At 70.5% G+C, this 25,921-nt stretch carries 25 protein-coding genes; 11 read left to right on the top strand and 14 right to left on the bottom strand.

Translation table 11 applies throughout. From position 1 onward, the window contains the following. The first annotated feature begins 7 nt into the window (after window positions 1–7). Window positions 8–1,159, top strand: a complete 1,152-nt coding sequence (locus IE262_RS02125) for a Gfo/Idh/MocA family protein (protein ID WP_189870822.1) — start codon at window positions 8–10, stop codon at window positions 1,157–1,159. A 21-nt stretch (window positions 1,160–1,180) separates the two neighbouring features. Here IE262_RS02125 and IE262_RS02120 read toward each other — a convergent pair whose 3' ends face one another. The 6 genes from IE262_RS02120 to iolC all read right to left on the bottom strand — a co-directional run bounded on the left by IE262_RS02120 (window position 1,181) and on the right by iolC (window position 8,543). Next, a complete protein-coding gene (locus IE262_RS02120; protein WP_189870820.1) occupies window positions 1,181–1,981 on the bottom strand; it encodes a GntR family transcriptional regulator in 801 nt (266 codons plus the stop codon). A gap of 217 nt (window positions 1,982–2,198) precedes the next feature. Beyond that, on the bottom strand, window positions 2,199–3,701 hold the full coding sequence (locus IE262_RS02115) for a CoA-acylating methylmalonate-semialdehyde dehydrogenase (protein WP_189870818.1): 1,503 nt from the start codon (window positions 3,699–3,701) through the stop codon (window positions 2,199–2,201). A 63-nt stretch (window positions 3,702–3,764) separates the two neighbouring features. After that, window positions 3,765–5,657 (bottom strand): 3D-(3,5/4)-trihydroxycyclohexane-1,2-dione acylhydrolase (decyclizing), encoded by a 1,893-nt coding sequence (iolD, locus tag IE262_RS02110; protein ID WP_189870816.1) that lies wholly within the window; start codon window positions 5,655–5,657, stop codon window positions 3,765–3,767. A gap of 46 nt (window positions 5,658–5,703) precedes the next feature. After that, complete coding sequence (gene iolB, locus IE262_RS02105; protein ID WP_189870814.1) at window positions 5,704–6,585, bottom strand: 5-deoxy-glucuronate isomerase; 882 nt, start codon at window positions 6,583–6,585, stop codon at window positions 5,704–5,706. Between the two features lie 92 nt (window positions 6,586–6,677). Next, window positions 6,678–7,556, bottom strand: a complete 879-nt coding sequence (locus IE262_RS02100) for a Cgl0159 family (beta/alpha)8-fold protein (RefSeq protein ID WP_189870812.1) — start codon at window positions 7,554–7,556, stop codon at window positions 6,678–6,680. 30 nt (window positions 7,557–7,586) lie between these two features. Beyond that, the gene (gene iolC, locus IE262_RS02095; RefSeq protein WP_189870810.1) at window positions 7,587–8,543 is read right to left on the bottom strand and encodes a 5-dehydro-2-deoxygluconokinase; all 957 of its coding nucleotides are present in this window, start codon (window positions 8,541–8,543) and stop codon (window positions 7,587–7,589) included. A gap of 329 nt (window positions 8,544–8,872) precedes the next feature. On the opposite strand from iolC, the gene IE262_RS02090 reads away from it, so the two are divergent. Genes IE262_RS02090 through IE262_RS02070 form a run of 5 tightly spaced genes read left to right on the top strand, consistent with a single transcriptional unit; the run spans window position 8,873 to window position 13,835 of the window. Then, window positions 8,873–9,889, top strand: a complete 1,017-nt coding sequence (locus tag IE262_RS02090) for a sugar ABC transporter substrate-binding protein (RefSeq protein ID WP_189870807.1) — start codon at window positions 8,873–8,875, stop codon at window positions 9,887–9,889. Then, complete coding sequence (locus IE262_RS02085) at window positions 9,889–10,965, top strand: ABC transporter permease (RefSeq protein WP_189870805.1); 1,077 nt, start codon at window positions 9,889–9,891, stop codon at window positions 10,963–10,965. Before IE262_RS02090 ends, IE262_RS02085 begins: the two co-directional genes overlap by 1 nt. An 8-nt stretch (window positions 10,966–10,973) precedes the next feature. After that, window positions 10,974–11,885, top strand: coding sequence for an ATP-binding cassette domain-containing protein (locus IE262_RS02080; RefSeq protein ID WP_189870804.1), 912 nt, complete (start codon window positions 10,974–10,976; stop codon window positions 11,883–11,885). Between the two features lies 1 nt (window position 11,886). Beyond that, window positions 11,887–12,789: a sugar phosphate isomerase/epimerase family protein gene (locus IE262_RS02075; RefSeq protein ID WP_189870802.1), complete on the top strand. Its 903-nt coding sequence runs from the start codon at window positions 11,887–11,889 to the stop codon at window positions 12,787–12,789. Between the two features lie 26 nt (window positions 12,790–12,815). Further along, window positions 12,816–13,835, top strand: a complete 1,020-nt coding sequence (locus IE262_RS02070; RefSeq protein WP_189870800.1) for a Gfo/Idh/MocA family protein — start codon at window positions 12,816–12,818, stop codon at window positions 13,833–13,835. Window positions 13,836–13,860: 25 nt separating this feature from the next. On the opposite strand, the gene IE262_RS02065 is transcribed toward IE262_RS02070, so the two are convergent. Then, window positions 13,861–14,988, bottom strand: coding sequence for an acyltransferase family protein (locus tag IE262_RS02065; protein WP_189870798.1), 1,128 nt, complete (start codon window positions 14,986–14,988; stop codon window positions 13,861–13,863). A gap of 65 nt (window positions 14,989–15,053) precedes the next feature. Next, on the bottom strand, window positions 15,054–15,530 hold the full coding sequence (locus IE262_RS02060) for a nucleoside deaminase (protein ID WP_189870796.1): 477 nt from the start codon (window positions 15,528–15,530) through the stop codon (window positions 15,054–15,056). A gap of 268 nt (window positions 15,531–15,798) precedes the next feature. On the opposite strand from IE262_RS02060, the gene IE262_RS02055 reads away from it, so the two are divergent. Continuing rightward, entirely contained in the window at window positions 15,799–18,174 is a 2,376-nt protein-coding gene (locus IE262_RS02055; RefSeq protein ID WP_189870794.1) for a glycoside hydrolase family 65 protein, read from the top strand. Between the two features lie 86 nt (window positions 18,175–18,260). Next, window positions 18,261–19,052 (top strand): GNAT family N-acetyltransferase, encoded by a 792-nt coding sequence (locus IE262_RS02050; RefSeq protein ID WP_134039261.1) that lies wholly within the window; start codon window positions 18,261–18,263, stop codon window positions 19,050–19,052. 86 nt (window positions 19,053–19,138) lie between these two features. Here IE262_RS02050 and IE262_RS02045 read toward each other — a convergent pair whose 3' ends face one another. From IE262_RS02045 to IE262_RS02030, 4 genes are all read right to left on the bottom strand, one after another. After that, on the bottom strand, window positions 19,139–19,402 hold the full coding sequence (locus IE262_RS02045) for a GlsB/YeaQ/YmgE family stress response membrane protein (protein WP_189870792.1): 264 nt from the start codon (window positions 19,400–19,402) through the stop codon (window positions 19,139–19,141). 31 nt (window positions 19,403–19,433) lie between these two features. Then, the gene (locus tag IE262_RS02040; RefSeq protein WP_189870790.1) at window positions 19,434–20,030 is read right to left on the bottom strand and encodes a GNAT family N-acetyltransferase; all 597 of its coding nucleotides are present in this window, start codon (window positions 20,028–20,030) and stop codon (window positions 19,434–19,436) included. A 249-nt stretch (window positions 20,031–20,279) separates the two neighbouring features. Then, window positions 20,280–20,729, bottom strand: coding sequence for an SPW repeat protein (locus tag IE262_RS02035; protein ID WP_134039264.1), 450 nt, complete (start codon window positions 20,727–20,729; stop codon window positions 20,280–20,282). A 304-nt stretch (window positions 20,730–21,033) separates the two neighbouring features. Continuing rightward, window positions 21,034–21,432, bottom strand: a complete 399-nt coding sequence (locus IE262_RS02030; RefSeq protein WP_189870788.1) for a VOC family protein — start codon at window positions 21,430–21,432, stop codon at window positions 21,034–21,036. 93 nt (window positions 21,433–21,525) lie between these two features. Between IE262_RS02030 and IE262_RS02025 the strand changes: the two genes are divergently transcribed. After that, on the top strand, window positions 21,526–22,515 hold the full coding sequence (locus IE262_RS02025) for a helix-turn-helix transcriptional regulator (protein WP_134039266.1): 990 nt from the start codon (window positions 21,526–21,528) through the stop codon (window positions 22,513–22,515). Between the two features lie 123 nt (window positions 22,516–22,638). On the opposite strand, the gene IE262_RS02020 is transcribed toward IE262_RS02025, so the two are convergent. Next, window positions 22,639–23,571 (bottom strand): MBL fold metallo-hydrolase, encoded by a 933-nt coding sequence (locus IE262_RS02020; protein WP_189870786.1) that lies wholly within the window; start codon window positions 23,569–23,571, stop codon window positions 22,639–22,641. Between the two features lie 266 nt (window positions 23,572–23,837). On the opposite strand from IE262_RS02020, the gene IE262_RS02015 reads away from it, so the two are divergent. Then, on the top strand, window positions 23,838–23,984 hold the full coding sequence (locus IE262_RS02015) for a hypothetical protein (RefSeq protein ID WP_189870784.1): 147 nt from the start codon (window positions 23,838–23,840) through the stop codon (window positions 23,982–23,984). A 655-nt stretch (window positions 23,985–24,639) separates the two neighbouring features. Here the strand turns inward: IE262_RS02015 and map are convergent. Next, complete coding sequence (gene map, locus IE262_RS02010; RefSeq protein ID WP_189870782.1) at window positions 24,640–25,422, bottom strand: type I methionyl aminopeptidase; 783 nt, start codon at window positions 25,420–25,422, stop codon at window positions 24,640–24,642. 65 nt (window positions 25,423–25,487) lie between these two features. Between map and IE262_RS02005 the strand changes: the two genes are divergently transcribed. After that, window positions 25,488–25,790 carry a helix-turn-helix domain-containing protein gene (locus IE262_RS02005; RefSeq protein ID WP_134039269.1) on the top strand — a complete coding sequence of 101 codons (303 nt, stop codon included), beginning with the start codon at window positions 25,488–25,490 and terminating at the stop codon, window positions 25,788–25,790. Window positions 25,791–25,921: the final 131 nt, after the last annotated feature.

Raw genomic sequence — 25,921 nt, 5'->3', positions numbered from 1 at the left:
GGCAGTCATGGTGAGTACGCTCGGCGTCGCCGTCGTGGGGTTCGGCTGGATGGGGCGGGTGCACACCCAGGCGTACGCGCGGGTCCCGCACCACTTCCCGCACCTGGCTGTGCGGCCCGAGCTGGTGACCGTCGCCGAGGAGGTGCCGGGCCGGGCCGAGGAGGCCGCCGCGCAGTTCGGCTTCACCACGACGGCCCGCGACTGGCGCGAGGTGGCCGCCGACCCCCGCGTCCAGGCGGTCAGCATCACCGCCCCGAACTTCCTGCACCGCGAGATCGGCGTCGCGATGGCCGAGGCCGGCAAGCACATCTGGATCGAGAAGCCGGTCGGCCTCACCGCCGAGGACGCCCGCGCGGTGGCCGACGCCGTGTCCAAGGCCGGGGTCCAGGGCACCGTCGGCTTCAACTACCGCAACGCGCCCGCCGTCGCCGCCGCCCGCGAGCTCATCGCCTCCGGTGAGATCGGTGCCGTGACCCACGTGCGCATCCGCCTGTTCAGCGACTACGCGGCCCACCCCGAGGGCGCCCTGACCTGGCGGTACGAGCGGGAGCGCGGCGGCAGCGGAGTGCTGGGCGACCTGGCCTCGCACGGCGCGGACCTGGCCCGCTTCCTGCTGGGGGACATCACCGCGCTGACCGCCGACACCGCCGTCTTCATCCCCGAACGGGCCCGCCCCACCGGTGCCACCGCCGGCCACACCCGCGCCACGGGCGGCGAGCTGGGCCCGGTCGAGAACGAGGACTACGTGAACTGCCTGCTCCGCTTCGCCTCGGGCGCCCGAGGCGTCCTGGAGGCCTGCCGGGTCTCCGTCGGCGAGCAGAACAACTACGGCTTCGAGGTGCACGGCACCAAGGGCGCCGTCTTCTGGGACTTCCGCCGCATGGGCGAGCTCGGCGTCAGCCGCGGCACGGCCTACCAGGACCAGGCCGTCACCACGCTCTATGTCGGCCCGGGCCACGGCGAGTACGCCGCCTTCCAGCCCGGCTCGGCGAACAGCATGGGCTACGACGACCTCAAGGTCATCGAGGCGCACAACTTCCTGCGCTCCATCACCGAGGGCACACCGCACGGCGCGACCCTGGAGGACGCCGTGCACAGTGCGACGGCCCTGGACGCGATGAGCCGGTCGGTGGCGTCGGGGGCCTGGGTGAATCTCTGACCAGGGCGCCTGAGCCCCGCCTCAGCCCCGCACCAGCAACTGGAACTCGAAGGAGTACCGCGAGGCCCGGTAGATGTGGGTGCCGTACTCGACCGCGCGGCCGGTGGCGTCGTACGCCGTGCGCTGCATGGTGAGGAGTGCGGCGCCCTCCGGCTCGCCCAGGGCTTCGGCCTCCTCGGCGGTGGCGCGGCGGGCGCCCACGGACTGGCGGGCACTGTGCAGGGTGATGCCGGCGGCCCGCATCGTCCGGTAGAGGCCGGTGGCCTCCAGCGTCGCCGTGTCCAGGGTCAGCAGCCCCTCGGGCACATAGTTCGACAGGCGCGCCACCGGCTCGCCGTGCGCGCGACGGAGCCGCTGCACATGGTGCACCGCGGTGCCCTCGGCGATGCCCAGGGCAGCCGCGACCTCGGCGCAGGCGGGCTCGACCTCGTTGCCGAGCACCCGGGTCGTGGGGCTCTGGCCGGCCGCCTCCAGGTCGTCGTACAGGCTGCTGAGCTCCAGCGGGCGCTTGACCTGGCTGTGGACCACCTGCGTGCCCACGCCCCGGCGGCGTACGAGGAGGCCCTTGTCCACGAGGGACTGGATGGCCTGGCGCACCGTCGGGCGGGACAGGCCGAGCCGCCCGGCAAGCTCGATCTCGTTCCCGAGCAGGCTGCCGGGGCCCAGCTCGCCGTGCTCGATCGCGGACTCCAGCTGCCGGGCGAGCTGGTAGTACAGCGGCACGGGGCTGCTGCGGTCGACGGTGAGGTCGAGCTTCGCGGGAGCGGTACTGGTCACGGGCTGAGCGTATCCGTCCGTCCGGATGACAGGAATGCTTGTCATTGTGTTGTCGTGACAAAAGGCGGCCAGTGCGGGAGTTCCACCGGGTTTGTTTCGCCCCCGCCGCCCCTACCCGTCCCGTCCCTGGGGGGCCGCACCCCCGGACCCCCGCTTGTCGGCCTGAACGGCCTCGTCCTCAAACGCCGGAGGGGCTGGTGTTTCGGCCCCGGGCTGAGCGACCCCGGGGAAGTGCACCCGGACTTCCCCGGACCCGCTTCGCTCAGGAGTTGCTGGGGAAGCCCAGGTTGATGCCGCCGTCGGCCGGGTCGGGCCAGCGGGTGGTGATCACCTTGCCCTGGGTGTAGAACGCGACGCCGTCGTTGCCGTAGATGTGCAGGTCGCCGAAGAGCGAGTCCTTCCAGCCACCGAAGGAGTGGTAGCCCACGGGCACCGGAATCGGCACGTTGACACCGACCATGCCCGCCTGGACCTCCAGCTGGAAGCGCCGGGCGGCGCCGCCGTCACGGGTGAAGATCGCGGTGCCGTTGCCCCAGCGGGAGTCGTTGATCAGCTTGATGGCGTCCTCGTACGTCTCGGCGCGCACCACGCACAGCACGGGACCGAAGATCTCGTCCTGGTACGCGTCCGCCGTGACCGGCACCTTGTCCAGCAGGGAGACGCCCAGGAAGAAGCCCTCAGCGCATTCAGGGTGGTCCTCGACCGTGTAACCGGTGCCGTCCACCACGACCTCGGCGCCCTGCTCGGCGGCGCTCGCCACGTACGACGCCACCTTGTCGCGGTGCTCGCGGGTGATCAGCGGGCCCATCTCGGAGGCGGGGTCGTCGCCGGGCCCGATCCGCAGGTTCCTCGCCCGCTCGGCGATCCTGCCGACGAGCTCGTCGCCCGTGTCGCCGACCGCGACCACGACGGACACCGCCATGCAGCGCTCGCCCGCCGAGCCGTACGCGGCGTTGATCGCCTGGTCGGCGGCGAAGTCCAGGTCCGCGTCGGGGAGGACCAGCATGTGGTTCTTGGCGCCGCCCAGCGCCTGCACACGCTTGTCGTTCTCGACGGCCTTGAGCTGGATGTACTTGGCGATCGGCGTCGAGCCCACGAAGGAGACCGCGGCGACGTCCGGGTGCTCCAGCAGGCGGTCCACCGCCACCTTGTCACCCTGGACGATGTTGAACACGCCGTCCGGCAGACCGGCCTGAGCGAGCAGCTCCGCCAGGCGGTACGAGGCGGACGGGTCCTTCTCGCTCGGCTTGAGGACGAAGGTGTTGCCGCAGGCGATCGCGAGCGGGAACATCCACATCGGCACCATGGCGGGGAAGTTGAACGGCGTGATGCCCGCGACCACGCCGAGCGGCTGCCGGATCGAGGCGACGTCCACCCGGGTCGACACCTGCGTCGACAGCTCGCCCTTCAGCTGGGCGCTGATCCCGCAGGCCAGCTCCACGATCTCCATGCCGCGCGCGACCTCGCCGAGCGCGTCGGAGTGGACCTTGCCGTGCTCGGCGCTGATCAGCCCGGCGATCTCGTCGCGGTGCGCGTCGAGCAGCTCGCGGAACTTGAACAGGATCGCCGTGCGCTTGGCGAGCGAGGACTGGCCCCAGCTCTCGAAGGCGGACTTCGCGGCTCCGACGGCGGCGTCGACCTCGTCGACCGTGGCGAGCGCGAGCTGCTTCTCCTGGGCGCCGGTGGCCGGGTTGTAGACCGGGCTGAAACGCCCGGAGATGCCCTCGACGGGCTTGCCGCCGATCCAGTGGTTGATGGTCTTCATGCTGCGAGGGGCCTTTCCTGAGGGCTTTCCTGAGAGGGAGCAGGGGAGCGGGTGGCGGACGGCTCAGAGGTGGCGGCGCCGGCCGGCGGCGTGGCGGTCGTACCGCTCCCGCGCGGCCACGGCGGCCTCACGGGAGGCGACCTCGGCCACCGGTACGTCCCACCATGCCTCGGCCGGGGGAGCGGTGGGCGTCGGGTCGGTCTCGACGTACACGCACGTCGGCCGGTCCGAGGCACGCGCCGCGGCCAGGGCGTCACGAAGTTCGGCGACGGTCTTGGCGCGGATCACGTCCATGCCGAGGCTGGCGGCGTTGGCGGCGAGATCCACCGGCAGCGGCGCCCCCGTGAAGGTGCCGTCCGCGGCACGGTAGCGGTAGGCGGTGCCGAAGCGCTCACCGCCGGTCTCCTCGGACAGGCCGCCGATGGAGGCGTACCCGTGGTTCTGGATCAGCAGCAGATTGACCGGCAGGCCCTCCTGGACGGCCGTGACGATCTCCGTCGGCATCATCAGGTACGTACCGTCGCCGACCAGCGACCACACCGCGGTGCCGTGCGCGGCCTGCTGGACCCCGATGCCGGCCGGGATCTCGTAGCCCATGCAGGAGTAGCCGTACTCCAGGTGGTACTGGCGCGGGGAGCGGGCCCGCCACAGCTTGTGCAGGTCGCCGGGGAGCGAGCCGGCCGCGTTGATCACCACGTCGTCGTCGCCCACGACCGAGTCCAGGGCGCCCAGCACCTGCGTCTGGGTGGGCACGGCGTGCGCGTCGTCCGCGCGGTAGGCCGCGTCCACGACCTGCTCCCAGCGCTCCTTGCCCGCGCGGTACTCGGCCTCGTACGCCGCGCCGACCCGGTGCCCGGCGAGCTCGTCCGTGAGCGCCCCCAGGCCCGCCCGTGCGTCCGCGACCAGGGTGCGGGCGGCCAGTTTGTGGGCGTCGAAGGCGGTGATGTTGAGGTTGACGAACCGGACGTCCGGGTTCTGGAACAGGGTGTTGGAGGCGGTGGTGAAGTCGGAGTAGCGGGTTCCGACGCCGATGACCAGGTCCGCGGCGCGTGCGATGTCGTCGCAGACGGCGGTGCCGGTGTGGCCGATGCCGCCGAGGTCCGCCGGGTGGTCGTACCGCAGGGAGCCCTTGCCCGCCTGGGTGGAGGCGACCGGGATGCCGGTGGCGTCCGCGAAGCCCTTGAGTGCTTCCTCGGCCTCGCTGTGGTGAACGCCGCCGCCGGCGACGATCAGCGGCCGTTCGGCCGCACGGATGGCGCGTACGGCCTCGGCGAGCTCCAGCGGGTCGGGCGCGGGACGGCGTACGTGCCAGACGCGCTCGGCGAAGAACTCCTCCGGCCAGTCGAAGGCCTCCGCCTGCACGTCCTGCGGCAGGGCGAGAGTGACCGCGCCGGTCTCCGCCGGGTCGGTGAGGACCCGCATCGCGTTCAGCGCGGAGGGGATGAGCATCTCCGGGCGCGTGATCCGGTCGAAGTAGCGGGAGACCGGGCGCAGCGTGTCGTTGACCGACACATCGGCCTCCACCGGGTGCTCCAGCTGCTGGAGCAGCGGGTCGGCGGGGCGCGTCGCGAAGTAGTCGCCGGGCAGGAGCAGCACCGGCAGGCGGTTGACCGTGGCCAGGGCGGCGCCGGTGACCAGGTTGGTGGCGCCGGGGCCGATGGACGTGGTGACCGCCTGCGCGGAGAGCCGGTTCAGCTGGCGGGCGTAACCCACGGCGGCGTGCACCATGGCCTGCTCGTTGCGGCCCTGGTGGAACGGCATGGTGTCCTCGCCGGCCTCCAGCAGCGCCTGGCCGAGACCGGCGACGTTGCCGTGGCCGAAGATCCCCCACGTACCGGCGATCAGCCGTTGCCGTACGCCGTCGCGCTCGGTGTACTGCGCGGACAGGAACTGCACCAGTGCCTGGGCGACGGTCAGGCGGACCCTCGAAGGGCGTGACTGATTCGGCTGGCTCATCGGGACCTCACTGCTACGGGTTCTCTCGCGGGGGCCGCGGGAAACTTCACTGGGCGGGGGCGGTGTAGAGGGGCAGGCGCGGGTCGACCGGCTGCTCGGGCCATGTGCCGCGGATCCAGGTGTGGTCCGGGTGGTCGCAGATCAGCCAGGCGCGGTCGGGGTCCGGGCCCGCCATGACGTTGAGGTAGTACATGTGGTGGCCGGGCACGGCCATGGAGGGTCCGTGCCAGCCGTCCGGGATGAGGACGACGTCGCCGTCGCGCACCTCGGCCAGCACGTCCGTGCCCGCGCCGTGTCCGGAGGGGGAGACCCGCTGGTAGCCGAGGCCGGGGACGCCCTCGTGGTCGGCGAACTCGAAGTAGTAGATCTCCTCCAGCTCCGACTCCTCGCCGGGCCGGTGCTCGTCGTGCTTGTGCGGCGGGAAGGACGACCAGTTCCCGCCGGGCGTGATCACCTCGACGGCGATGAGCTTGTCGCATTCAAACACGTCGGCCGCGCCGAAGTTGTTGACCTGGCGCGAGCAGGAGCCGGTGCCCCGCAACTCGACCGGGACGGAGGACGCCGGGCCGTAGCGGGCGGGCAGCCGGCGCTCGCAGCGGGCGCCGGTCAGGGCGAAGCGCCCGCCGTCGCGGGAGGCGATCGAGGCCTGCGCGTCGCGCGGCACGTACGCGAAGTCGCTGACCCCGTTGAAGACGCTCTCGCGTCCGCGCAGCCGGAATGTCTCGTCGTCGACGGCGACCGTGCAGGAGCCCGCGAGCGGCAGCACGATCCACTCGCTGTCACCGCTGTCGAAGCTGTGCCAGCCGCCCGGCGGCAGCTCCAGCACCCGCAGGCTGGAGTAGCCCCAGCCGGCCGACTCGGGGGTGACGTTCACGGTGTAGGCGTCACCGGTGGCCTTGCCCGCCGGAAGGTGGTGCGTGGTGGTCATGATGTGATTCCTCGGCTCGTTCCAGGACGTACCTGGGTCGTGGGACGTACGCGGGGTCGGGACATACCAGGGTTTCCGGGACCTACCCGGAATCAGAGCAGTCCGACCGCGGTGTCCACCGCGGTCTCCACGCTGCCTTCGGCGGGGTAGAGCAGGGACCGGCCGACGACCATGCCCTGCACGGTGGGCAGCCGCAGGGCCTTGCGCCACTTCTCGTACGCGCCCTCCTGGTCCCGGCCGACCTCCCCGCCCAGCAGGACCACCGGCAGGGTGGACGCCTCCAGCGCCTGAGCCATGTCGTCGGGGTCCTCGGTGACGGGCAGCTTCAGCCAGGTGTACGCGGAGGTGCCGCCGAGGCCCGAGGCGATCGCGATGGACCGGGTGACGGCCTCGGCGCTCAGGTCGTTGCGGACCGCGCCGTCCACGCGGCGGGATATGAACGGCTCGACGAACAGCGGCAGCCGGCGCGCCGCCATGTCGTCGATGGTCCGGGCGGTGGTCTCCAAAGTCCGCAGGGAGCCGGCGTCGTCGTAGTCGATGCGCACCAGCAGCTTCCCCGCGTCGAAGCGGAGCCGCTCGATGTCCTCGGCGCGGTGGCCGGTGAAGCGGTCGTCCATCTCGAAGGACGCGCCGGCCAGTCCCCCGCGGTTCATGGAGCCCATGACCACCTTGTCGTCCAGGACGCCGAGGAGCAGCAGGTCCTCCAGGATGTCCGCGGTGGCGAGCACTCCGTCGACGCCCGGTCGCGACAGAGCGACGCACAGGCGCTCCAGCAGGTCGGCCCGGTTGGCCATGGCCAGGCGGTGACCGCCCACACCGAGGGCGCCGCGCGCCGGGTGGTCGGCGGCCACGATCATCAGGCGGCCGCTGTCGCCGATCAGTGGCCGGCGGACGCGGCGGGCGGCGGCTTCGGCGATGGCCTCAGGATGCCGGGCGCGCACCGTGACGAGGTCGGGGATGCTGATGCTCAAGACTTCGCTCCGTTCAGGGGGTGACGTCGGTCAGCCGCGCGCGAGGAGGTCGTCGACCTCGGACTCGGTGGGCATCGCGGAGGAGCAGGCGAGCCGGGAGGCGACGAGGGCGCCGGCCGCGTTGGCGTACCGCATGGTCTTCTCCAGCTCCCAGCCGCTGAGCAGGCCGTGGCAGAGCGAGCCGCCGAAGGCGTCCCCGGCACCCAGCCCGTTGACGACCTCCACGGGCACCGGCGGGACCTCCGCGGTGGTGCCGTCGCGGTGGACAGCCAGCACGCCCTTGGGGCCCTGCTTGACGACGGCCAGCTCCACCCCGGCGTCGAGCAGGGCCTGGGCGCAGGCTTTGGGTTCGCGGACGCCGGTGGCGATCTCGCACTCGTCGAGGTTGCCGACGGCCACGGTGGCGTGGGCGAGGGCCTCGGCGTAGTACGGGCGGGCGGAATCCGGGTCGTTCCAGAACATCGGGCGCCAGTCGAGGTCGAAGACCGTGATGCCCGACTTGTCGCGCGCCTTCAGAGCTGCGAGGGTGGCCGAACGGCTGGGCTCCTCACTCAGGCCGGTGCCGGTGACCCAGAAGATGCGGGCCGTGCGGATGGCGGAGAAGTCCAGCTCGTCGGCGTTGATCTCCAGGTCCGGAGCCTTGGGCCGACGGTAGAAGTACAGCGGGAAGTCGTCCGGAGGGAAGATCTCACAGAACGTGATCGGAGTCTGGTAGGCGTCGACCGGGGTGACAAAGCGGTCGTCGACACCGAACTCCCGTAGGGCGTCGTGGAGATACGAACCGAAGGGGTCGTTACCGGTCCGGGTGATCACAGCGGTAGCGTGACCCAGGCGCGCGGCGGCCACGGCCACGTTGGCCGCCGATCCCCCCAGGAACTTGCCGAAGGACTCGACTTGCGGAAGTGGCACACCGGTCTGCAAAGGGTACAGATCGACCCCGATGCGGCCCATGGTGATGAGGTCGAACGTTTCGGCGGACTCGGGCATGCGCGTCACTCCTCGTACGGGGATGCGGGCCGTGGAGGGCCCGGGGTGCGGGGGATGCGGGCACGCTGGCCCGGACGTACATCAGGTGTAGGTCCACGGGCGAGCCCATGTCAAGCGTTTGTACTGACATTCGGACCTGCAACTGAAATGATGTCTTAACAAAGTATTGACAGCTGGGTGGGACAGGCGTTTGTATCCCGTCCCAACGACACCGCCGCTCCACCGGCACAATGACCCAGGCTTTCAATGCCCGGGCCCGCGGCGGGCCTCTCGCCCGACGCCGTCCCGTTCCCTTTCCCCCCGAAAAGCACAGTGAGGTGCAAGGAAAGATGGACCGTTTTCACGCCCGCTCCCGCCGAGTCGCGCCCTTCGTCGCCCTGGCCGCGGCGTCCGCGCTGCTCATAGCGGGCTGCTCCAGCAGCTCGGGCGGCAAGAAGTCCGAGGAGGGCGGCGACAACGCCTCCGCGGGCAAGGCGAGCACTCCCAGAATGACGGTCGCGCTGGTCACTCACCAGGCGCCCGGCGACACGTTCTGGGACATCGTCCGCAAGGGCGCCGAGGCCGCCGCGGCCAAGGACAACATCAAGCTCATCTACTCGGCGGACCCGAACGCGGGCAACCAGGCCAACCTGGTCCAGAACGCGATCGACCAGAAGGTCGACGGCATCGCGATCACCCTCGCCAAGCCGGACGCCATGAAGGACGTCGTCGCCAAGGCGGAGAAGGCCGGTATCCCGGTCGTCGGCCTGAACTCGGGCCTCAGTGACTGGAAGTCGCTGAACCTGCTGGAGTTCTTCGGGCAGGACGAGACGGTGGCGGGCGAGGCGCTGGGCAAGAAGCTCAACGAGGAAGGCGCCAAGAAGGCCGTCTGCGTCATCCAGGAGCAGGGCAACGTCGGCCTGGAGCAGCGCTGCGCGGGCGTGAAGAAGACGTTCGAGGGCAAGACGGAGAACCTTAACGTCAACGGCACCGACATGCCGTCGGTGAAGTCGACGATCAACGCGAAGCTCAAGCAGGACTCCTCCATCGACTACGTCGTCGCTCTCGGCGCCCCGTTCGCACTGACCGCGGCGCAGTCGGTCGGCGAGGCGGGCAGCAAGGCGAAGGTCGCCACCTTCGACCTCAACAAGGAACTGACCGGCGCGATCAAGGACGGCGACATCGCGTTCGCCGTCGACCAGCAGCCCTACCTGCAGGGCTACCTGTCGATCGACTCGCTGTGGCTGTACAAGAACAACGGCAACTACATGGGCGGCGGCGAGGCTCCGGTGCTGACCGGTCCGGCTTTCGTGGACAAGTCCAACGTGGAGGCGGTCGCCAAGTTCGCCGCGAAGGGCACTCGGTGATGAGCATGACGCAACAGGCTGCGCCGGCGGTGGAGACACCGCCGGCCTCCGGCCCCCAGCAGACCGACGGGCGGACCGCGCAGCGCCCCCTGGCGCTGAAGCTGCTCGCCCGCCCCGAAGTGGGCGTCTTCCTCGGCGCGGTCGCGGTGTACATCTTCTTCCTGGCCGCTGCACCGCCGGTGCGCGAGGCCAGCGCGATGGCCAACATCCTCTACCAGTCGTCGACGATCGGGCTCATGGCCCTGCCCGTGGCCCTGTTGATGATCGGCGGGGAGTTCGACCTCTCCGCCGGTGTCGCGGTCATCACCTCGGCGCTGACCGCGAGCATGGTCAGCTACCAGCTGACGATGAACGTGTGGGTGGGCGTGATCGCGGCACTGGTGGTGTCGCTGGCGGTCGGGGCGTTCAACGGGTGGATGCTGGTCAAGACCGGCCTGCCGAGCTTCCTGGTCACCCTGGGTACGTTCCTGATCCTGCAAGGCGTCAACCTGGCGGTCACGAAACTGGTCACCGGGAACGTGGCCACGGACAACATCAGCGACATGGACGGCTTCGACCAGGCGAAGGCGATCTTCGCCTCGACGTTCCAGGTCGGCGGTGTCACCGTCAAGATCACCGTGGTGTACTGGCTGGTGTTCGCGGCGTTGGCCACGTGGGTGCTGCTGCGCACCAAGTACGGCAACTGGATCTTCGCGGTGGGCGGTAACCAGAACAGCGCCCGCGCGGTGGGCGTGCCGGTGACGTTCACGAAGATATCCCTGTTCATGCTGGTCGGGCTCGGCGCCTGGTTCGTGGGCATGCACAACCTGTTCTCCTTCAGCACCGTGCAGTCCGGTGAGGGCGTCGGGCAGGAGCTGATCTACATCGCCGCCGCGGTCATCGGTGGCTGTCTGCTGACCGGCGGCTACGGCTCGGCGATCGGTCCGGTCTTCGGCGCGTTCATGTTCGGCATGGTCAATCAGGGCATCGTCTACGCCGGCTGGAACCCCGACTGGTTCAAGGCCTTCCTCGGCGTGATGCTCCTCGGCGCCACCCTGATCAATCTGTGGGTCCGCCGTACGGCGACCCGGAGGTGAAGTGACCCATGGCTACCAACGAATCCCAGACCGCGGGAGCCGTCCTGCAGGACACCCCGCCCACGGACGGCGCCCCCACCGTCGAACTGCGCGGTGCGGGCAAGGCGTACGGCAACATCCGCGCCCTGCACGGCGTCGACCTCCAGGTGCACCCCAGCAAGGTCACATGTGTGCTGGGCGACAACGGCGCCGGCAAGTCCACCCTCATCAAGATCATCTCAGGGCTGCACCAGCACACCGAGGGCGAGTTCCTCGTCGACGGCGAACCGGTGCGCTTCTCCACCCCGCGAGAAGCACTCGACCGCGGCATCGCCACCGTGTACCAGGACCTGGCGACCGTGCCGCTGATGCCGGTGTGGCGCAACTTCTTCCTCGGCTCGGAGATGACCAAGGGCCCCTGGCCGATCCGCCGTCTCGACATCGAGAAGATGAAGAAGACCGCGGACGAAGAGCTGCGCAACATGGGCATCGTCCTCGACGACCTGGAGCAGCCGATCGGCACCCTGTCGGGCGGCCAGCGCCAGTGTGTGGCGATCGCCCGTGCCGTCTACTTCGGCGCCAGGGTGCTGATCCTGGACGAGCCGACCGCCGCCCTCGGTGTGAAGCAGTCCGGTGTGGTGCTCAAGTACATCGCCGCCGCCCGCGACCGCGGCCTGGGCGTCATCTTCATCACCCACAACCCGCACCACGCCTACATGGTCGGCGACCACTTCAGCGTGCTGCGCCTGGGCACCATGGAGCTCAGCGCTCCGCGCAGTGAGATCAGCCTCGAAGAGCTCACCAACCACATGGCGGGCGGTGCCGAACTCGCCGCGCTCAAGCACGAGTTGGCCCAAGTCAGCGGTGTCGACGTCGAGGAGCTCCCCGAGAAGGAGGACCTCACCGCATCCGTGGCGGCACCTTCGGAAGGAAAGTCCTGACATGACCTCTGCCCTGGACCGCATCCGGGTCGGCTCGGCCCCCGACTCCTGGGGCGTCTGGTTCCCCGACGACCCGCAGCAGGTGCCCTGGGAACGGTTCCTGGACGAGGTCGCCGAGGCCGGCTACTCCTGGATCGAGCTCGGACCGTACGGCTATCTGCCGACCGACCCGGCCCGGCTCACCGACGAGGTCACCCGGCGCGACCTCAAGGTGTCGGCGGGCACGGTCTTCACCTCGCTGCACCGCGGCCCGTCCGTCTGGGACGCCACCTGGGAGCACGTGGGCCAGGTCGCCGCGCTCACCCAGGCCATGGGCGCCAAGCACCTGGTGGTCATCCCGTCGTTCTGGCGGGACGACAAGACCGCCGAGATCATCGAGCCGGCCGAACTCACCACCGAGCAGTGGGGCCACCTCAGCACGGGCATGGAGCGGCTCGGGCGCGAGGTCAAGGAGACGTACGGCCTCGACATCGTGGTGCACCCGCACGCGGACACCCACATCGACACCGAGGAGCACGTCGAGCGCTTCCTCGACTCGACGGACTCGGGTCTCGTCAACCTCTGCCTGGACACCGGGCACTACGCCTACTGCGGCGGCGACAGCGTCAAGCTGATCGAGACGTACGGCGAGCGCATCGGCTATCTGCACCTCAAGCAGGTGGACCCGGAGATCCTGGCCGACGTGGTGCGCAACGGCGTTCCGTTCGGCCCCGCGGTCCAGCGCGGTGTGATGTGCGAACCCCCGGCGGGCGTACCGGAGCTGGAGCCGGTCCTGACGGCGGCCCAGGGGCTGGGCGTGGACCTGTTCGCGATCGTCGAGCAGGACATGTACCCCTGCGAGCCGGACAAGCCGCTGCCCATCGCGGTCCGCACCCGCAAGTTCCTCCGCTCCTGCGGCGCCTGACCCACTCGAAGGGACCACCACCCACCATGACTCAGCGTGGAACGCTCGGGGTCGCCGTCATCGGCACCGGCCGGATGGGGGCCGATCACGTACGCCGCATCGACGAGGTGATCAGCGGGGCGCGCGTGTCCGCCGTCGTGGACCTCGACCCCGAGCGGGCCAAGCGACTCGCCGACGGCATCGACGGCTGCACCGCGTACACCGACCCGGCCGCCGCCATGGCCGCGGGCGACGTCGACGCCGTGCTCATCGCCTCCCCGGGGCCCGCTCACGAGGCGGCCCTGCTGACGGCGTTCGAGCACGACCTGCCGGTGCTGTGCGAGAAGCCGCTGACCCCCGACGCGGCCTCGGCGCTGCGGGTGATGGAGGCCGAGCGGAAGCGGGGCCACCGCCTGGTCCAGGTGGGCTTCATGCGGCGCTACGACGCCGAGTACAGGAAGCTCAAGGCGCTCCTCGACAGCGGGCAGCTCGGCCGGCCGCTGATGCTCCACAACCGGCACCGCAACGCCGCCAGCCCGCCCGGCTTCACCACCGCGATGCTCATCAACGATTCGGTGGTGCACGAGATGGACGTGACCCGCTGGCTCCTCGACCAGGAGATCACGGCGGTCACCGTCCTGCGCCCGACGCCCTCCGAGAACGCGCCCGAGGGCTTGTCGGACCCACAGCTCGTCCTCTTCGAGACCGACGGCGGCGCGATCGTCGACGTCGAGATCAACGTCAACTGCGGCTTCGGCTACCAGGTGAAGGCCGAGGCGGTCTGCGAGCGCGGCACCGCCCGTATCGGCGAGGAGCAGTCGCTCGTCACCGACATGGCCGGTCGCTGGGGCGGCACCATCGCCCAGGACTTCGTGGAGCGGTTCGCCGGTGCCTACGACCGCCAGGTCCAGGCATGGGTGGACGCCACCCGGCGCGGCGAGGTCACCGGGCCCAGCGTGTGGGACGGCTACGCCACCGCTGCGGTCTGCGAGGCGGGCGTCCGCGCCCAGTCCGAGGGCGGCCGGGTCGAGGTCGAGCTGATCGAGCGGCCCGCGTTCTATCGCTGAGAACCCGTCGCGCCCCAGGAGGCCGTCAGCGCGCCCGCGCGGCCTCCCGGGGCGCACTCTCGTCCCTGGGCACGCTCGTGCCGGAGGAGCGGAACGCCCACTCCATCCGCGGCTCGACCACGCACCGGAACACCGCCCGCACCGGCGGCGAGCACAGCAGTGTGATCCCGCCGACCGCCAGCGCCGTCACCACGAGCTCACCGAGCGGGCTACGCACCCAGGCAGGGGAGTACCACTCCCAGAAGCGCGACGACTTGATGACGAAGCCGTGCAGCAGGTAGCCGTACATCGTCCCCGCGCCCAGCGCCGTGAACCACGTCTTCCGCTTCGGCACCCACGCCAGGAAACACGCCGTCAGCAGCAGCGCCAGACAGAACAGCGCCGGCGTACTGACCAGCCCCACCCAGCGCGACACGCCCTGACCCGTGACGGCACCCCGGTGGTAGAACCAGGACGCGCTGAACCAGGGCGCCACCCCGTACGCCGCCACCAGCGCGCCCACCCCCACGGGCAGTGCCCACAGCCGGACCCGCCGGGTGCGCAGCCGCTCGAAGTGCTCGGCCCGCAGCGTCAGTCCGAGCACGAAGAACGGCAGGAACTGCAGGGTCCGCTGGATCGAGATGTCACCGCCGAGGTCCGGTGACACGGAGGCCAGTACGGCGAGTCCGAGCGCGACCGGCAGTGGATACCGCAGCGCCAGCCAGACCGGAGTGGTGATCCGCCAGATGAACAGCGCCATCAGGAACCACATCACATACCAGGGATCCAGCAGGCTCAGCGGATACCCCCAGTCGTCCCGCGCCCAGCGGTAGAAGAGCGTGTACGCCGTCTCGAAGACGACATACGGCAGAACCACTCCCGTCAGCAGCCGCCGCAGCCGGCCCGGCGCCATGTCGAAGCTCCGCGAGAAGTACCCGGAGATCAGCGCGAACGCGGGCATGTGGAAGGCGTAGACGGTCAGATACAGGGCCGTGGCCGTCCGGCTGCCGTGGGTCAGCGGCTCCCAGGCGTGCCCGCACGCCACCAGCACGATCGTCAGGTACTTCGCGTTGTCGAAGTACGGGTCCCTGAACGAGGGCCTGCGGGCGGGCGGCGCTCCCCGGACAGGGGGCACCGTCAGGGGCGGGGCGTACTGCGTCACGTCTCCGGACATCCTCCGCATCTCGACGAACGGAACGCCGACCGCCTGCCCCGTCCCGCGGGTCTCATTCCTCCCCGTCACCCCTGGTGGAACCGGCGGTGCAGGGCGTACACCTCCTCCGCCAGCCCGGGTATCGGGCCCTCGACGGTCACACCGGGAGCGACCTCGGCGACCGGCAGGGTCCGTACCGGCGGTGCGGGTACCCCCAACTCGGCGAGCCAGGAGGAGAGTTGCTCGGAGGAGGCGACGTACACGATACGTCCGAGGCCCACCCACGCGTGGGCGGCCGCGCACATCGGGCAGTGCTCGCCCGACGTGTACACGGTCGCCGCGGCCCGCTCCTCGGGGGTGAGGTGCGCCGCCGACCAGCGAGCCAGCTCGAACTCCGGGTGACGGGTGCGGTCACCGGAGGCCACCCGGTTGTGGTCCTCCGCCAGCACCGTGCCGTCCGCGCCCACGAGCACCGAGCCGAAGGGCTCGTCACCGGCCTGAAGGGCCTCGGTCGCCAGCTCCACGCACCGCCGCAGGTACCGCAGCTCGGAGTCGTCCACCATCTCTACGCACCCTTCTCGTGACACCGTCCACGCGGTGCGGACGCGCCGGACCGCACCGCGATCTTCGTCACGCAGCCTAGGGCCTGCGTCGAAAGTGGCGCCTGCCGGACGACGCCCGGCAGGCGCCACTTTCGACACAGGCCCTACGTGCCCCGCCCTCCTCGGCGTGGGCCCGTCCCGTGCCACGGCCACCCATGGTGAACTGCTGATCACGGCGAGGTCCGGTGGTCCACGCCGGTGCGGAGCCACGGGTGGCGGAGGGCTGGGCATGCGCGGCTGGATCTGGGAGTACGAGGGCTACGACCCGGCGCAGGAGCGGCTGCGCGAGTCGCTGTGCACCCTCGGCAACGGCTACTTCGCGACCCGCGGAGCCGCCCCCGAGTGCACGGCCGACGCCGTGCACTACCCGGGCACGTACGCGGCGGGCTGCTACAACCGGCTCACCTCACAGATCGCGGGGCGCCGCGTCGAGAACGAGGACATGGTCAACCTGCCCAACTGGCTGCCCCTGCGTTTCCGTGTCGCCTCCGGTGACTGGCTCTCCCCGGACCTCCACACCGTCCTCGACCACCACCTGAGCCTGCGCCTGAGAGAGGGGACTCTGGAGCGCACCGTGCGCTACGAGGCCGCTGACGGCCGGTGCCTGGCCGTGCGGCAGCTCCGGCTCGTCCATATGGGAGACCCCCATCTGGCCCTGCTGCGCACCGAGTTGACCCCCCAGGGCTGGTCGGGGGAGATCGAAGTGGAGTCCGCGCTCGACGGGACGGTCACCAACTCCGGAGTCGAGCGGTACCGCGAGCTGTCCTCCCGGCACCTCACGCACGTCCACACCGGCACCTCGGCGCGCGGACCGGTCTGGCTGCGCTGCCGCACCAGGACCTCCGACATCCGCATCGGCCTCGCCGCACGGACCGTGGTGGACGCCCCGGCCGAGGCCGGCACCGTCAAGGGCGACGGGCGGATCGCCCGGACGTTCCGTGTGGCCGTGACCGACGGCCACACGGTGACCGTCGACAAGACCGTCGCCCTGCACACCTCCCGCGACCCCGCGATCAGCGACCCGCTGCACGCCGCCGTCGACCGGGTACGGCGCGCCGGTGACGTCGACGCCCTGCTGGCCTCCCACCGCACGGCCTGGCGGCAGTTGTGGCGCAACGCCGAGGCGGACGTCCCCGGCGGCGCGGGCGCGGTACTGCGCCTGCACCTCTTCCACGTGCTCCAGACGCTGTCCCCGCACACCGCCGAGCTCGACGTGGGCGTCCCCGCGCGGGGCCTGCACGGCGAGGCGTACCGCGGGCACGTCTTCTGGGACGAACTGTTCGTGCTGCCGTATCTGAACCTGCACTTCCCCGAGGTGTCCCGGGCCCTGCTGACCTACCGCCACCGGCGTCTGGAACGCGCCTGCTTCGCCGCCGCCGACGCCGGGCACCGCGGCGCGATGTACCCGTGGCAGAGCGGAAGCGACGGCCGCGAGGAGACCCAGTGGCTGCATCTCAACCCGCGCTCGGGGCGCTGGCTGCCCGATCACTCCCGGCTGGAGCACCATGTGGGCTCGGCGGTCGCGTACAACGTGTGGCGGTACTGCGAGGCGACCGGCGACACGGAGTTCCTGCACACCAAGGGCGCCGAGACGGTCATCCAGATCGCCCGCTTCTGGGCCGACGTCGCCGTGTACGACGAGACGCTGGACCGCTACCGGATCCGCGGGGTCGTCGGCCCCGACGAGTACCACGAGGCCTACCCCGGCGCGGCCGGTCCGGGCCTCGACGACAACGCGTACACCAACGTCACGGCCGCCTGGGTCCTGGCCCGCGCCCTCGACGTGGCGCGGACCCTGCCCGTGACGCGACGTCGTGACCTGTTCGAGCGCATCGGCCTGGACCGCGCCGAGACCGACGTCTGGGAAGACGTCTCCCGCAAGCTGTACATCCCCTTCCACGAGGGCGTCATCAGCCAGTTCGCGGGCTACGGCGACCTCGCGGAGCTCGACTGGGAGGGGTACCGGAAACGTTACGGCGACATCCGGCGCCTCGACCGGATCCTGGAGGCCGAGGACGACTCCGTCAACCGCTACCAGGCATCCAAACAGGCCGATGTCCTGATGCTCGGTTACCTCTTTCCTCCCGCCGAACTCAAGGAGCTGTTCGGGCAGTTGGGGTACGGCCTGGACGACGCGACGTGGCGGCGCACCGTGGATCACTACCTGGCCCGCACCAGCCACGGCTCCACCCTCAGCAGCGTGGTCCACGGCTGGGTACTGGCCCGGGCCAGGGGCGCGGGGGCCTGGGCGTTCGTGCAGGAGGCGCTGGCCGGTGATATCGCCGACGTACACGGCGGGACGACGGGCGAGGGCATCCACCTGGGTGCCATGGCCGGCACCGTCGATCTCGTCCAGCGGGGTCTGACCGGCCTGGAGGCCCGCGACGACAGGCTCTGCTTCGACCCCGTACCGCTGCCGGAGCTGTCGGAGTACGGCTTCTCGATCCGCTACCGCGGCCACTGGGGTGTGCGACTGCACCTGCGCCAGGGGGAGTTGCACATCACCGTGCCCGACTCCGACGAGGCCCCGATCACCGTGGCCGTCGCGGGCCGTACGGTGTCCGTGGCCCCGGGGGAGTCCTGCGCGCTCACCCTGCCCGGCTGAGGTGGGCCGCCCGAGGGTTCCAGGGTTCACGTGAGAGGCGAGTGAATTGCATTGCCTGGCGGGGCTGCGGGTGATGGAGTGGCCGTATGCGTCACGCTGGGGTGCTGGCCCTCTTCGACCGGGACATGCGGGAAGGGGCGCGCCCCGACGCGCCCGGTGCGCGGATCGAGCGCGCGGACGGTGTCGTGCGGCAGATCGGAGCCGAGCGCGGCTGGAGCGGGGTGCTCTGGTCGGACCTGGACGAGACGACCGCTGACGAGGCGATCGCCGCGCAGGTGCGGTACTTCGCCGGGCTCGGCCGCGAGTTCGAATGGAAGCTGTACGGACATGATCTCCCGTTCGACCTGGGCAGACGGCTTCGCGCCGCCGGGTTCACGCCCGAGCCCGAGGAGACCTTGATGATCGCCGAGTTCGGGCGGATGAACCTCGACGCCGAGGTGCCGGAGGGCGTACGGCTCCTCCCGGTGACCGACGCGGCGGGCGTCGACATGGTGGCGGACGTCCACGCGCAGGCCTTCGGCAGGGACAGCTCCCGTATGCGCGGGCAACTGCTCGCCCAGCTCGCCGCCGCCCCCGACACCGTCGTCGCGGTCGTGGCCCTCGCCGGGGACAGTCCGATCAGCGCCGCGCGCATGGAGATGCTGCCCGGCACCCGCTTCGCCGGTCTGTGGGGTGGCGGCACCGTGGAGGGCTGGCGTGGCCGCGGCGTCTACCGCGCCCTCGTGGCCCACCGCGCCCGCGTCGCCGCCGAGCACGGCTACCGCTACCTCCAGGTGGACGCCACCAGCCAGAGCCGCCCCATCCTGGAACGCCTGGGCTTCGAACCGCTGACCACGACCACGCCGTACGTGTCGCCGACGGTGCCCGCGGGGGTGTGAGGGCGTGAGGTGTGAGGGCGGCCCGCAGCCGCCCTCAGCACCGAGGGTCCCCCTGCATGATCACCGAGGAGGACGCCTTCGGCCTCTCAGCGGCGTGCCCGCATCCGGTCGAGCGCCAAGACGCCCAGCGCCGCCAGGCCGATCTGGATGAGCCACTCGATCCAGTCGGGACCGCTGGTGTTCGCCACGCCGGCCCCGGCGGCGATCGCGGACCCGATGAGCGCTGCGACGATACCGACGAGGATCGTCAGGAGGATGCCGATGCGCTGACGTCCTGGGACGACGAGCCGTCCCAGTGTGCCGATGATGATGCCGATAACAATGGCGCTGATAATGCCGGAGATCTCCATCTCCACCCCATTTCGTCGGGATGTCCCGTACCTATGGGTGTTCCCACAGGACGCGGGTGCACTCCGATCCACTTCTGCCCTCGCGGTGGCACCACGTCCGCAGCGTGACCGTGCGGTCCTTGTGCCTGCGCCGGACGGGTTCGTCGTCCGTGAGCTCGAACCCGGTCGATCTCGCGACGGCCTCGCTCGCCGCGTTCTCCGACTCGATGCACAGGACCACGCGACGCGGGCGCAGGTGCCGGGTGGCGTACGCGGTGACGAGGCGGACCGCCTTGGCGGCCAGGCCCCGGCCGCGGTGGGCGGGCCCGACGCCGTAGGCCAGTTCGGCGTCCCGGGGGTCGGTGGCGCTGCGGAACAACAGGACCTCGCCCAGGGGAAGCCGGCCGTCGGTCGTGATGGCCAGGTGGACGCCCCGTCCCTCGATCCGTTTCCGGCCGGCGGCGGCGAGGTACGCGCGGGCCGCCGCCGTGCCGAAGGGGGAGGGTACCGGCGTCCATCGGGCGATCTCGGGGTCGTCGTACAGGGCGACGAGGGCCGTCACGTCGTCGCCACTCCACTCGCGCAGCCGCAGGCCGAGGCCGTGCAGCCGGAGGGGTGACGGGAGGGGCAGAGGTTCCTGGGCGTCCATGAGGTGATCCCCTCGGGGTCCGGGTGAGCGGTCAAGGGCGCCCGTGGGGGCATGGGCGGGACCGCTCGGTCAGAGCACGTACAGCCTCTGGTTCCCCGCACGCCGTAGCGCCTCACAGATCACTGGCGCCGGATCACCCTCGTGGTACGGCCGACATGGCAGCGGCAGCGGCAGCGGCAACGGCGGCGGCAACGGCGGTGGCCGGTCCGCCGAGACGGGCCGGCCATCGGTTTCCCTCGCGGGCGTTCCTCACATCGGAGTCGCGCTCCTTGATGTGGCCCTGGCCGCCGTGGCCGCGCACAGCATCCCCAGTATCACGGCCAGACCGCCGATGACGACGTTGTTGATGATGACGCCGGCGTCCGGGCTCGTGCCGACGATCCACGGTGAGATGATCATCCAGACACCGATGGCGCACGTGGCCCAGCTCAGGCCGTACATCCTCTGCGGTGCGGCGGTGAAACCCAGGGCCAGCAGGCCGATGGCGACGCCGATGATCAGGTTGTGCGGGACCAGAGCGGGCTGGCTGGTCGTGAAGTGCAGTATCCACGGGGATACGGCGCAGTACAGACCGAGTAGGAACACTGGTCCGTCCATGAACACAACATCGCGACCGCCGAGCACGCGGGCGTACCTCTCCCGCATTTCGGTCACGTCGGGATGGCCGGTTATGTCACCCCTGTGTGAGACGTTGGCCATGACTCGTCTCCTTCGCTCTCAGCGGGACTGGCCGCGTCCGATGAGCTGCGGTAAGCACCGCGTAGCTCCATTCTGCGCTTATTTCATCCTTATGTGTAGTGGTGGGCAGGTTTACTGAGAGGGGAGAGTGGCCAAAGCATCTGATGTGGGAATGCGTGTTCTATTAGCGGGAGGGGTGCCTGGGGGAGCTGAGCGAGGAGAGGCCTCATGATGCGCGATTCCGCCGCGTCCTCCCGCGCCGACGATGGCCTCAAAGCTGTCGATCCTCGCGACCGAGCTGTCCTTGCGGAGCGACCGGGTGGCGTCAGCGTGCGAACTTTTCGATGGCCTCCGGGGAGACGGGGGTGAAGAAGTTGACGAGGGTGCCGTCGGGGTCGCGGAACAGCAGCGACCGGTTGCCCCAGGGCATCGTGGTGGGCTTGGTGACGAAGTCGGTGACGAAGCCGGTCAGGTTGTTGTAAACGCTGTCCACGTCGTCGACGAGGAACTCGATGATCACGCTGTGGTTGTCCGCCGGGCGGGCAGAGCCCGGAGCGAACAGCGGGACGGTGCGGGTGCTGCCGATCGCGAGCGTTGCGCCTGCGGTCCTGAGTTCGGCGAAGTCTTCGTTGGCCCACGTGGCCCGCGCCCCTGTGGCTCGCTCGTAGAAGTCGACGAGGCGCGCGACGTCGCTGGTGATGATGCGGATCGAGACGAAGTCCATGGGGATCTCCTTGGCTGTGCTGGGGGCGTGCACGTCGCAGGCTAGGACACATAGTGGACAGAATCGGTCCTGTATTCGCGTTAGCCTGCGGACATGCCTCGACCCACCGGCCGCGTGCTGACACTCCTGGAGCTGCTGCAGTCGGGCGGCACCCGGACTGTGGCCGAACTCGCCGACCGGCTCGGCGTCGACGGGCGCACCGTACGGCGGTACGTGGACCAGCTCATCGACCTCGACGTCCCCGTGGAATCGGTACGCGGCCGCTACGGCGGGTACCGGCTCGGCCCCGGATACCGCTTGCCCCCGCTCATGCTCAGCGACGACGAAGCGCTGGCCGTGCTGCTCGGCCTGGTCGCCGGCCGCCGAGCAGGGCTGACGACGACGCAGCACACGGCGAGCGAGACGGCATCGGCGAAGATCCGGCGGGTGCTGCCCAAGCACCTCGCCCGCCGGCTCGACACACTCCTGGAAGCTCTCGCCTTCACGGATCAGCCCGGCGAGTTCGACACTCCGGACGCCGGGGTCCTGCTCACCATCGCCGATGCGGTGCGCCACCGACGACCGGTCTCGATCCGCTACACCGACCGTGACGGACGGCGCAGCGAGCGCACGCTGCACACATACGGGATCGTCGCCCATGCGGGCCGGTGGTACGTCACGGGCAAGGACGCCCGGATCGGCGAGGACCGAACCTTCCGGCTCGATCGCATCGCAGACGCGCGGACCCTGCCCGGCTCATTCGAAGCGCCCGTGGGTCCCGGTCCGGCGCAGCGCGTGTTGTCAGCGTTCGCCACGGCCGAGTACCGGCATGAGGTGACCTTGCGGATCCACGGGACAGTCGAGCAGATCCGCGTCCGCCTTCCCGCCGGCGTCGCCAGCCTGAAGGAGTACGCGCCCGTGGCCGGCCAGGACCCGGCGGCCGAGCGCTGGCTGCGCGTCGAGCTGCGGGCGGAGCGGCTCGACTGGTTGCCTCCGGTACTCGCCTCACTCGACCTGCCGTTCGTCATCGAGCGCCCCGATGAACTCCGCGACCTCGTCACCGCGCTCGCCGATCGCCTCACGTCCTACGCCCGCCAAGCCTGACCGCGAGGAACCAATGTCATGAGGTGGCACCTCTTAAGGAGGATCCTCAGCCCGCGCTTCCTCGACAAACACGACACCTGGTGAGGCGCGGTGCGCCGTGCGCACCCACCGGGAGACGTGCGGTCACCCGGCCGTGGCCGCCGCCGCGGTCGGGGTCCCGGGCTCCGGCAGCAGGCGGTAGCGGCCCTGTTCACGCCGGACCAGGCCGGCGGTCGGGTGGGGGAAGTGGGTGCCGAGCAGCAGGTCGTCGGTGTCGGCCAGACGGTCGAGGAGGCGGTGGCGGCTGCTCACGGCCTGCTCGGGATCGATGTCGACGCAGCTGGTCAGGTAGGGGTGGGAGAGCTGCACGGGGTGGTGGATGCTGTCGCCGGTGATCAGGCCCGAGCGGTTGGTGCCGTGCAGTTCCACGGCGATCTGGCCGGGGGTGTGCCCGGCGGCCGGCACCAGGCGGATACCCGTCTGCACCTGGTGCCCTTCGGCGGGGATGTCGGCGAGGTCGAACTGCCCGTGGTCGTGGACGGGCAGGACGGAGTCGCGGAACATCTGGCGGCGGTTGGCGTCCAGGTCGGCGGCGGCCCAGTAGTCCCACTCCGTACGGCTGGTGAGGTAACGGGCGTTGGGAAAGGTCGGCACCCAGTGGTCGCCGTCCAGGCGGGTGTTCCATCCGACGTGGTCGGTGTGCAGGCGCGTGACGATCACCAGGTCCACCGACTCGGGCGCGAATCCCGCAGCTGTGAGGCGCCGCAGGTACTCGGTGTCAAGGCGGTTCCAGGCGGGGTTGGCGCGCTCCTTGCCGTTGCCGATGCCCGTGTCCACGAGGATCCGCAGGCCCCCGGCCGCGACGGCGAAGGTGTGACTGGCGAGGTACGGCACCTCGGCGCCGGCGAAGTGCGGGCGCAGCCACGGCGCCTGGTCGATGACCTCCTTGGTGGCCCCGGGGAGCAGCCAGGGGCCGGTCTGCGGCGGTAGGGCGATCTCGTCGATGCGGTGGACGGTGATCCCGCCGAAGTCCCAGGAGAGCGGGGTGTCGGTGGCGGCTGGGGTGGGCTGGGGCATCGTTCTGCCTTTCGGCACTGCGCAGTCCGGCGGGTACGGCGGAGTGCGGGGTCTGTGCGGGCGGGTTCAGCGGAGGCGATGCTTGCCGTGCTTGCCGGCAGTGACCTGGCGGCGAGCACCGCCGGCGCGCGGCGGCGACAGTCAGGGCGAAGAACACCAGGCCGCCGACGGCCCGGGGCGCGAGGGGAGCGATCGTACGGGCCAGGGAGGGGCCGAGCGAGGAGCAGAAGCCGCCGAGGGCCCAGGCAGCGATGACGCCGGGGGCGGTGAGCAGCGTCGTCCGGCGGGCGGAGGGGGCGATGGCGATGCCCGGCCGCCATGCCGCTCACCGGGGTGACGCTGTCGGCCAGTGCGGCCCGGCCCGGGCGATCGGGGTTCTCGAAGTCGAGCAGTGCGGCGCCGGCGGCTCCTGATGCGGCGCCGGTGGCCGGGCCCTGGACGATCCGGGCGGTGATGAGGTCGGCCGCCCCGTGCGCGGTGGCGAAGATCGCCATGGAGGCGGCCTCGGCAAGCAGCGCTCCCGCCAGCACCGGGCGTCGGCACAGGTGGTTGCGACGCAGCAGAGCACGGGGGTGGGGCAGGGTGCCGGTGGCATCGGACACGGACGCCTCCAGGTGCTCAGCAAGGCCGGACGGCAGGAGAGGAAGTCACGGCGGTGACCGTGTCCCAGGGCGAACCTGTGACCGCACGACGGGCAGCGCACCACGTGCTCGGTCTCCTTGCCGAGGATCAACCCCAGAACCGTTTGTCGCTGCGGGCCAGCAACGGCAGCGGCTTCGCACAGTGGTGGTGAGCGCAACCGCGCACCTTACCGGCCATCACATCACCGTACGCCGGTACAGCCGTGCCGGTCAGCCTCGCGCTCCCGGGGACCAGAGCCTGCGGCTCCGTCCGGATGAGACCGGACCGCAGCGCGCTGACCTGGGAAAAGGAACCAAGGTCGCCGAGCCAATTACCCGCACCCGGAGGGGGCCTACTGGTTCGGCGGGGGCGTCCTGCCCCGCCTGGCCGCCCCCGCCGCCCACGTGCCGTTCGTGAGCTGAAGAGAGGAACCCGGGGGATCCCACCTCACGGCTGTGCTTGCTTCGGCAAGGTGAGGATTTCGGCTCCGTCGTCGGTGATGGCGATCGTGTGCTCACTGTGTGCTGTCCGGCAGCCTGTCGCGCTTCGGAGTGTCCACCCGTCGGCATCGGTGACGAGTGTGGCGGTGTCCGCCATGACCCACGGCTCCAGTGCCAGCAGCAGCCCGGGGCGCAGTTTGTACCCGCGGCCAGGCCGTCCGGTGTTCGAAACGTGCGGGTCCTGGTGCATCGTTGATCCGATGCCGTGACCTCCGAACTCGGTGTTGATCGGGTACCCCGCCCCGCTGAGAACCGTGCCGATGGCATGGGAGATGTCGCCGATGCGAGCCCCGGGCCCGGCAGCGGCGATCCCCGCGGCCAGCGCGCGTTCGGTCGCGCTGATCAGCGCGACGCTCTCCGGGGGCTGCGCGTCGCCCACGATGAAGCTGATGGCGGAGTCGGCGGCGACTCCGCCTTGGGAGACGGCGAGGTCGAGTGTCAGCAGATCGCCGTCGGCAAGCGTGTAGTCGTACGGCCGTCCGTGGAGCACGGCGTCGTTGACGGCCGTGCAGATGTAGTGGCCGAACGGGCCGCGTCCGAAGGACGGCGCGTAGTCGACGTAACAGGACTGCGCTCCCGCCTCGACGATCATGGTCTTGGCCCACCGGTCGATGTCCAGAAGGTTCGTGCCGGTCGTGCTACGCCTCTTCAGCGTCTGCAGGATGTCAGCGACCAGGGCGCCTGTGTCTTTTGCTCGGGCCAACAGGGTGGGGTTCAGGATCTCGATCACGCGGCGCCCTTCTCACGCAGCCAATAACTATACCGGCCATACTATACCGGTACTACAATCGGCCCATGGTCAGGTTGCCGCTCACTCCCGCAGAGGTCGAACGCGGTCAGCGCCTCGGCGCCCTACTACGTCGGGCCAGGGGGGAACGCTCGATGCTCGATATCGCGCTCGACGCTCGTGTTTCACCGGAGACTCTCCGGAAGATCGAGTCGGGCCGCGTGGCCACCCCTGCCTTCCCGACCATCGCGGCGATCGCCGATGTCCTCGGCCTCTCCCTCGATGCGGTGTGGGCCGAGATCAGCCGGCCCGAACGCGGCGTTGGGTCGACCGGCTCTGGTCGCAGCGCACGTGAGCAGGTGACTTCGTAAGTCCCCGGTGCCGCGCACCCGGGCGTGGCGTGGGAAGTGTCCGCACTCGCCGCACCGAGTTCGATTTACTGGTCTACACCCTTGACTGGTACAGACCAAAGCGGTTGAGTGTGCCATCACAGCCCCCCACC

The sequence above is a fragment of the Streptomyces bluensis genome (assembly GCF_014650715.1).
In the GTDB taxonomy this organism is placed as follows: Bacteria; Actinomycetota; Actinomycetes; order Streptomycetales; family Streptomycetaceae; genus Streptomyces; species Streptomyces bluensis.
Note: the sequence above shows the minus strand (reverse complement) of the source record. Positions and strands in the feature narration are given on the sequence as shown.

Bases quoted from the DNA above. Each gene is read 5' to 3' on its own strand.
- iolB (WP_189870814.1), bottom strand. From the start codon at position 6,585: ATGACCACCACGCACCACCTTCCGGCGGGCAAGGCCACCGGTGACGCC.
- IE262_RS02090 (WP_189870807.1), top strand. From the start codon at position 8,873: ATGGACCGTTTTCACGCCCGCTCCCGCCGAGTCGCGCCCTTCGTCGCC.
- IE262_RS02035 (WP_134039264.1), bottom strand. From the start codon at position 20,729: ATGGCCAACGTCTCACACAGGGGTGACATAACCGGCCATCCCGACGTG.
- IE262_RS02020 (WP_189870786.1), bottom strand. From the start codon at position 23,571: ATGCCCCAGCCCACCCCAGCCGCCACCGACACCCCGCTCTCCTGGGAC.
- IE262_RS02125 (WP_189870822.1), top strand. From the start codon at position 8: ATGGTGAGTACGCTCGGCGTCGCCGTCGTGGGGTTCGGCTGGATGGGG.
- IE262_RS02085 (WP_189870805.1), top strand. From the start codon at position 9,889: ATGAGCATGACGCAACAGGCTGCGCCGGCGGTGGAGACACCGCCGGCC.
- IE262_RS02055 (WP_189870794.1), top strand. From the start codon at position 15,799: ATGCGCGGCTGGATCTGGGAGTACGAGGGCTACGACCCGGCGCAGGAG.
- IE262_RS02045 (WP_189870792.1), bottom strand. From the start codon at position 19,402: ATGGAGATCTCCGGCATTATCAGCGCCATTGTTATCGGCATCATCATC.
- IE262_RS02115 (WP_189870818.1), bottom strand. From the start codon at position 3,701: ATGAAGACCATCAACCACTGGATCGGCGGCAAGCCCGTCGAGGGCATC.
- IE262_RS02030 (WP_189870788.1), bottom strand. From the start codon at position 21,432: ATGGACTTCGTCTCGATCCGCATCATCACCAGCGACGTCGCGCGCCTC.
- IE262_RS02050 (WP_134039261.1), top strand. From the start codon at position 18,261: ATGCGTCACGCTGGGGTGCTGGCCCTCTTCGACCGGGACATGCGGGAA.
- iolD (WP_189870816.1), bottom strand. From the start codon at position 5,657: ATGAGCCAGCCGAATCAGTCACGCCCTTCGAGGGTCCGCCTGACCGTC.
- IE262_RS02120 (WP_189870820.1), bottom strand. From the start codon at position 1,981: ATGACAAGCATTCCTGTCATCCGGACGGACGGATACGCTCAGCCCGTG.
- IE262_RS02060 (WP_189870796.1), bottom strand. From the start codon at position 15,530: ATGGTGGACGACTCCGAGCTGCGGTACCTGCGGCGGTGCGTGGAGCTG.
- IE262_RS02080 (WP_189870804.1), top strand. From the start codon at position 10,974: ATGGCTACCAACGAATCCCAGACCGCGGGAGCCGTCCTGCAGGACACC.
- IE262_RS02070 (WP_189870800.1), top strand. From the start codon at position 12,816: ATGACTCAGCGTGGAACGCTCGGGGTCGCCGTCATCGGCACCGGCCGG.
- iolC (WP_189870810.1), bottom strand. From the start codon at position 8,543: ATGCCCGAGTCCGCCGAAACGTTCGACCTCATCACCATGGGCCGCATC.
- IE262_RS02040 (WP_189870790.1), bottom strand. From the start codon at position 20,030: ATGGACGCCCAGGAACCTCTGCCCCTCCCGTCACCCCTCCGGCTGCAC.
- IE262_RS02025 (WP_134039266.1), top strand. From the start codon at position 21,526: ATGCCTCGACCCACCGGCCGCGTGCTGACACTCCTGGAGCTGCTGCAG.
- IE262_RS02065 (WP_189870798.1), bottom strand. From the start codon at position 14,988: ATGTCCGGAGACGTGACGCAGTACGCCCCGCCCCTGACGGTGCCCCCT.
- IE262_RS02075 (WP_189870802.1), top strand. From the start codon at position 11,887: ATGACCTCTGCCCTGGACCGCATCCGGGTCGGCTCGGCCCCCGACTCC.
- IE262_RS02005 (WP_134039269.1), top strand. From the start codon at position 25,488: ATGGTCAGGTTGCCGCTCACTCCCGCAGAGGTCGAACGCGGTCAGCGC.